Source organism: Marilutibacter maris (assembly GCF_006546735.2).
Classification (GTDB): Bacteria; Pseudomonadota; Gammaproteobacteria; order Xanthomonadales; family Xanthomonadaceae; genus Marilutibacter; species Marilutibacter maris.
This window is the reverse complement of record NZ_VICD02000191.1, coordinates 1-7,065: the sequence shown is the minus strand read 5'-3', so window position 1 is coordinate 7,065 and position 7,065 is coordinate 1. Positions and strand designations below refer to the sequence as shown.

Annotated in this window: 4 protein-coding genes; 1 reads left to right on the top strand and 3 read right to left on the bottom strand. The window is 69.3% G+C overall.

Annotation, left to right across the window (positions count from 1 at the left end; all coding sequences use genetic code 11):
- Together FKV24_RS11175 and FKV24_RS11170 are read right to left on the bottom strand one after the other, a co-directional pair.
- A partial coding sequence (locus FKV24_RS11175; RefSeq protein WP_484502558.1) for an SLC5/6 family protein occupies positions 1–1,409 on the bottom strand: 1,409 nt, incomplete at its 3' end.
- 146 nt (positions 1,410–1,555) lie between these two features.
- Entirely contained in the window at positions 1,556–3,766 is a 2,211-nt protein-coding gene (locus tag FKV24_RS11170; RefSeq protein ID WP_111266189.1) for a TonB-dependent receptor, read from the bottom strand.
- A gap of 302 nt (positions 3,767–4,068) precedes the next feature.
- On the opposite strand from FKV24_RS11170, the gene FKV24_RS11165 reads away from it, so the two are divergent.
- Positions 4,069–5,472: a GntP family permease gene (locus FKV24_RS11165; RefSeq protein WP_141482440.1), complete on the top strand. Its 1,404-nt coding sequence runs from the start codon at positions 4,069–4,071 to the stop codon at positions 5,470–5,472.
- A gap of 66 nt (positions 5,473–5,538) precedes the next feature.
- On the opposite strand, the gene FKV24_RS11160 is transcribed toward FKV24_RS11165, so the two are convergent.
- Positions 5,539–7,065, bottom strand: a 1,527-nt coding sequence (locus FKV24_RS11160; RefSeq protein WP_141482439.1) for a TonB-dependent receptor, incomplete at its 5' end; no start/stop codon positions are given.

The following is a 7,065-nucleotide window of genomic DNA, read 5'->3' as shown; positions in this document are numbered from 1 at the left end:
CTCAGCCAGTCCGGCGACAACCCGCGCGCGGCCAGGAACATCGGCACCAGCAGCACCCACGCCCACACCGCGAACCCGGCCAGCACCCCGGCCACTGCGGCGCGCGGCGGCGTCTGTGGCCGCCACACCGCGAACGCCAGCGCGGGGGCCAGCGTCGCCAGCGCCGAGAACGACACCGCGCCGACATCGGCCAGCGCGTCGTTGCTGGCGACCATGCGACTGTAGACCCAGGCCAGCAACATGATCACCACGATCCCGGCGCGGCGCAGCGCCAGCACCCGTCCACGCAGATCGCTGCCATCGTTGCGCGACCACGCGCCGCGCAACAGGCCCGGCGCGAACCAGTGGTTGCCGATCATCAGGCTCAGGGTCAGGGTGCTGACCACGACCATGCCGGTGGCCGCGCTCAGCCCGCCGAGGAACGCGACCAGGGCCAGTCCCTGCTGTCCCTGCGACAGCGGCAGGGCCAGCACGTAGAGGTCCGAGGGCACGCCGGTGCCGCCCAGCAGGGCCGCGCCGGCCCGGGCCAGCGGCAGCACCGGCAGGGCGATCAGCACCAGGTACAACGGAAACAGCCAGCGCGCGGTGGCGATGTCGTGCTCGTTGCGGCACTCGACCACGCCGACGTGGAACTGGTGCGGCAGGATGAACATCGCCAGCGCGCCCAGCAGCACCAGCGGCACGAAGCCGCCCCCCGGCGGCGGTTGCGGGGGCGCCGCGGCCACCGCCTCCGGCACCGTCGCCCCCTCCAGTCCGAACCAGACGAAGGCGCCGATCGCCAGCATCGCCGCCAGCTTGAACAGCGATTCGAACGCCATCGCCAGCACCAGCCCGCGGTTGTGCTCGGCGGCGCTGGCCCTGCGGGTACCGAACAGCATCGCGAACAGCGCCATCGCCAGCGCCACGTACAGCGCGCTGTCCTGCCAGGCCGGCAGCGCCGACACGTCCGTCGCCTGCGCGGCCGACGCGCGCGCGGTGAGCATCTGGAAGCTCATCGCGACCGCCTTCAGCTGCAGGGCGATGTAGGGCACCAGCCCGAGCGCGGCGACCAGGGTGACGGTCGCCGCCAGCCATGCGTCCTTGCCCAGCCGGGTCGCGATCAGGTCGGCCAGCGAGGTCGCGTTGGTCTCTCGCGCCAGCCGTACCAGCCGCACCATGAAGCCGACCGCCAGCGCATAGAACAGGATCGCGCCGAGGAAGGTCGGCGGCAGCGGCCAGCCATAGCGGGCGGCCTGGGTGACCGTCCCGTAGAAGGTCCACGAGGTGCAGTGCACCGCCAGCGACAGCGCGTAGACGTGGCGCCAGTGGCGGGCCCATGCGGTCGGCCGGCGCTCGGCGTACAGGGCGGCGCCGAACATCAGCGCCAGCCAGGCCAGGCTGGCGATCGCGACCGTGGTCAGGCTCAGCATGGGTAGGACGGAGGCCGCATCGGCCGGCAGCATAGCGCAGCGCGAGCCGGGCTCGTCCCTGATCCCGCCCCGCGCTACTTGATCGGACCGCGCACCGCCCGCTCAAGCGCGGGCGGCGGCGGCATTGCCCGGATCGTCCGTCGGGATCAGAAGTCGTAGCGGGCGGTCGCCCAGTACTCCCGCGGCGGGCCGTAGAAGCCGGTCAGCACGCCGAGCACACCGATGTTGTAGCCAGTGGTGCGGTACTCCTCGTCGAGCAGGTTCTTGCCCTGCAGCGCGAAGCTCCAGGCCTCGTTCATGCGCCAGTTGATGCCGGCGTCGAGCAGGCCGTAGCCGTCCTGCCTGATCGCTTCCGACAGATCGGTGGTCGGGTAGACCTCGCTCTGGTAGGCGTAGCCGACCCGCGCCGAGAAGTCGCCGCCGTTCGCCAGCGGCATCCGGTACTCGACGTTGATCGCTCCGGAGAACTCCGGCGCATTGGTGAACTTCTGCTGGTCGGCGACGTTGACGCCGTTGGTGATGAACTCGTCGTAGTCCGCATCCAGCCAGGCCAGGTTGCCGTTGATCGCCCAGTTCGGGCTCGGCAGCCACTGGTACTCGACCTCGACGCCGTCGACCGTGCCGGCGCCGGCATTGGTGAAGTCGCCGAAGAACGCATCGTCGGTACCGTCGCCGTCGGAGTCGTAGGCGGTGAACACCGACAGCTGGATGTCCTTGTACTCGTTGTGGAACGCGGCGAAGTTCAGGAACAGGGTCTGGTCCAGCAGCGCCATCTTGGTGCCGATCTCGTAGCTGTCGACGATCTCGTCGTCGAACGGCTCGGCCGAGCGCGGCACCGCGGTGGCGTTGGCGCGGATGTTGAAGCCGCCGGACTTGAAGCCGCGCGACGCCGAGCCGTAAACCATGATGTCCGGGGTGACCTGGTAGTCCAGCGAGACCTTCGGCGAGGTGTTCTTGAAGTTGATGGTCTTGTCGAAGTCCGCCACCACCGCGGTCGGCGTGGTGTAGCTGCCGTCGCTGTAGCTGCGGTTCAGCACCACCGCGCGCTTGTCCTCGTCGGTGTAGCGGGCGCCGACATCGAGCTTGAGGCGATCGGTCAGATCGAAGGTCCAGTCGGCGTAGAGGGCGACGCTCTCGGTGTAGACGGTGCCCTGGGTGTCGCCGAACAGGCTGCCGAGGAAGTTGTTCAGGACCTGGCCGCCGGCCTCGCCGTCGAACCAGTACAGGCCCATCACGCCGCGGGCGCGGCCGCCGCCGTCGTAGTTGACCTGCAGCTCGTTGCTGACCTGCTGGTCGCTGTAGAACGCCTTGACGTCGACGATCGGCGCGGTGGTCAGGTCGAAGTCGATGTTGGTCTCGGTGTCGGACTCGCGCTTGGCGATCACGTACTTCAGCGACCAGTCGTCGTTGACCCGCCAGCTGGCGGTCGCCGACAGCCCCTTCATCGAGGTGTCGTTGATGTTGGGCATGCCGTTGCGCACGTCGTAGCGGTCGTCCAGCGGCGGGAAGTCGCCGTACTGCGGGAACAGCGCGTTGAACGGGTTCGGCGCCAGCATCTGCGCGCCGCGCACGCCGGACTGGTCGTCCATCCAGTCGTAGGCGACCTGGATGTTGAAGTCGTCGCTGACGTAGGCGCCGAGCTGGGCGCGCATCGCCAGGATCTCCTTGTCGCTGACCTTCTGCCCGGTCACCCGGTTCTCGCCGTAGCCGTCGCTGTTGAGGCTGGCCACCGAGATACGGCCGCGCAGGGCGTCGTTGCCGGCCAGCGAACCGCCGATGGCGGCCTTGACGTCGAGCTTGCCGTGGCTGCCGGCGGTGACCGAGGCGAAACCGTCCAGACCGGTCGGCAGGCCGCGCGAGACGTACTTGATCGCGCCGCCGATGGTGTTCTTGCCGTACAGGGTGCCCTGCGGACCGCGCAGCACCTCGACCCGCTGGACATCGAACACGTCCAGCAAGGCCCCCTGCGGACGGGCGATGTAGACATCGTCCAGGTAGATGCCGACGCCGGGGTCGACGCCCCACAACGGATCGGACTGGCCGATGCCGCGGATATAGGCGGTGACCGTGCTGCTGGAGCCGCGCGCGGCATAGATGGTCAGGTTCGGCACCTCGGCATCGAGGTCGGAAATGTCCTCCACGCCCATCTTGTCGAGCGCGTCGGCGGTGAACGCGGTCACCGCGACCGGCACGTCCTGCAGGGTCTCCTCGCGCTTGCGGGCGGTGACCATCACCGTGTCCAGGGTGGCGGCGGCACGCTGCTCGCCCTGCGCGGCGCCGGCGTCGGTCTCCTGCGCCCAGGCGCTGGGCGCCAGCAGCGCACAGGCGATCGCGATGCTCAGGTGTCTGCGGTTCATCTCGTATCCTCTCCCCAAAGTGCAGTACGTGCTTGTTGACTGCCGGCTGTTGACGGCCGGCCGGTGGCGGCGCCGGTCGTTTCGCTGACGGCGCAACCCGCCATGGCGCCAAAGACTAGGTACGGGGACGGTCAACGACAGCTGTACCTTCGGACAATGCCCCTGTGTGGCCGGCTTGCCGAGACTCTTGCCAAACCAGAATCTGCGCCTTTCCGCCGCCGACCCCGCATCGGCGGACCTGCCGGGAGGGCGATCCATGAGGCTGGCGGCACCGCCGTCCGCCCACGTACCGGGGATTTTCGATGGCGTTCGTGATCGTGCTGGCCGCACTGTGTTTCCTGATGTTCGTCGCCTACCGCGGCTACAGCGTGATCCTGTTCGCGCCGGTGGCGGCGCTTGGCGCGGTGCTGCTGACCGACCCGTCGCTGGTCGCTCCGATGTTCACCGGCCTGTTCATGGACAAGATGGTCGGCTTCATCAAGCTGTACTTCCCGGTGTTCCTGCTCGGCGCGATCTTCGGCAAGCTGATCGAGATATCCGGCTTCTCCAAGTCGATCGTCGCCTCTACGATCAAGCTGGTCGGCGCACAGCGGGCGATGCTGTCGATCGTGCTGGTCTGCGCGCTGCTCACCTACGGCGGCGTCTCGCTGTTCGTGGTGGTGTTCGCGGTGTACCCGTTCGCGGCCGAGCTGTTCCGCCAGAGCGACATCCCCAAGCGGCTGATCCCCGGCACCATCGCGCTGGGCGCATTCACCTTCACCATGGATGCGCTGCCGGGCACCCCGCAGATCCAGAACATCATCCCGACCGCGTTCTTCGGCACCGACTCCTGGGCGGCGCCGGTGCTGGGCGTGCTCGGCGGCGTGTTCATCCTGATCGTCGGCATGACCTGGCTGGAGAGCCGGCGCCGCAAGGCCGCCAAGGCCGGCGAGGGCTACGGCGATCCGGCGACCCTGCTCAACGAACCGCCGCCGTTCACCGGCGGCAAACTCGCCAACCCGTTCGTGGCGATCCTGCCGCTGATCCTGGTCGGGGTGTCCAACAAGGTGTTCACGATCTGGATCCCGCAACTGTATGGCGCCAGCCACAGCTTCGACCCGGCGGTGGTCGGCAACGCCGCGCCGGTGGTGCAGGAGGTGTCGAAGATCGCCGCGATCTGGGCGGTCCAGGGCGCACTGCTGGTCGGCATCGCCAGCGTGATCGCGTTCGCCTGGAAGCCGGTGATGGCCAGTTTCGCCGAAGGCACCAAGAGCGCGGTCGGCGGCGCCCTGCTGGCGTCGATGAACACCGCCTCGGAGTACGGCTTCGGCGCGGTGATCGCCGCCCTGCCCGGCTTCCTGGTCGTCGCCAACGCGCTGGGCTCGATCCCCAACCCGCTGGTCAACGAAGCGGTCACGGTGACCGCGCTGGCCGGCATCACCGGTTCGGCATCCGGCGGCATGAGCATCGCGCTGGCGGCGATGGCGGACACCTTCATCGCCAACGCCGACGCCGCCGGGATCCCGATGGAGATCCTGCATCGGGTCGCGTCGATGGCCTCCGGCGGCATGGACACCCTGCCCCACAACGGCGCCGTGATCACCCTGCTCGCGGTCACCGGCCTGACCCACCGCCAGGCCTACAAGGACATCTTCGCGATCACCGTGATCAAGACGATGGCGGTGTTCGTGGTGATCGGCCTGTTCTACGCGACCGGCTGGGTGTGAAGCCCTGCCCGCCTCATCGATAACAGGCGCCGAAGCTCTCCCGCGACCGGGCCTGTCCCTGAAACCTCATCGCCGCTCCTGCGGTCGCGCACGCCATCCGAACCCGAGCGTCACGGTACGTCCCAGCGCTGGCTCGAAGAATCGGCGATTACCCTCGTTGACGATCACCGAACCGGCGAAGTCGCGGTCGAAAAGATTGTCGATGCGGGCAAAGCCATGCCAGCCGCTGCCGGCATGGCGCCAGTCCAGGCGCAACGCGACCCGCGCGTGACCGGGCGCGGCATCGCTGTTGATGTCGTCGACCGGAACCGATGACGCCAGCCGCGTCTCGACCGCGGCGCCGAAGCGGTCGTCATCCGAACGCCAGGCCAGCTCCGCGAAGCCCGACGCCCGCGCCACGCCGGGCAAGCGGTTGCCGTCGGCCACCGTGCGGGTCTCGGCAACGCCGTTGCGCACGACACGGTAGCCGAACGCATGGACGAAGCGCGCATCGATCCAGTTGGCGGCGAGCGCGTACGACCATCCGGCACCGATGTCTCCGTCCAGCCCCAGCTCCACTCCCATCCGACGGGTCCGGCCGGCGTTGGCGTAGCGGGTCCGCCCGCCCTGGCTCAACGCCGGCACGATCTCGTCGCGACCTTCGATCCGGTACAGCGCCAGCGAGCCGCGCATCGCAGGCCCTCGCCAGCGCAATCCGACCTCGCCGGAACCGAAATGCGCAGGCACCAGTCCGGTATTGAAGCCGGCACCGCCGTCGGAGCGGTATGCCAGTTCGGTCACCGTCGGGGTCTCGAAGCCGCGGCCGACACTGGCGAACAGCTCGCCGCCGGTCCGGTCGTCGCCGAATCGTCGCGCGACACCGAGCGAGACGGCCTGCTCGTCGTAGTCGAGCCGGCCGCTGTCGTCGCCGTTGCCGGCAACGATGTAGCGATCGTCGGATGCGAACGCGACCCGGCTCGCCCGCACCCCCGCCAGCGCCGTCCACGGCCCGGCGAATCGCCAGTCGCCGACCAGGTAGGCGTCGCGGGTGCGGACCCGATTGTCCTCGTCGCGGCGCAGGCGCCCGCGCACGCCCGGCACCGGGTTGCCGTCCGGACCCGCGGCGAAGTTCTCGTAGCCCTTGCGCGCCTCGTCCAGCCAGGCCGCCTCCACGCCCAACGCCAGCGACGCCGTCCGCCACTGCCAGCGATGCCCCGCTTCCATCCCGTGCGACCGCCGCGCCACGTCGATCACGCCGCCGCCACTGCCCGGGGCGGCCTGCGCGCCTTCCGGGATCGCCAGCACCTGGACGATGTCGCGCTGGATCGCATGCACGCCGATCCAGCTCTGGTCGCCATCGGCGGCATCGTGCTGCCAGCGCAATCCCAACTGGTGGTTGTCGATCCGCTTGCGGGTGTTCCAGCGCAGCGCCGCCGGATCGGTGCCATGACGATCGCGTCGCCACGCCTCGCGATCCAGACCGAGCGGGTCGTCGGTATCGGGCTGGACCAGGCTCTGGGCGGCGATGCGGACCAGCTGATCCGGATGCGGCTGCCATTCCAGTACCGCGCCCACCTGGGTCCGCCGCGCGTCGCTGTGCGGGCGTTCGCCATG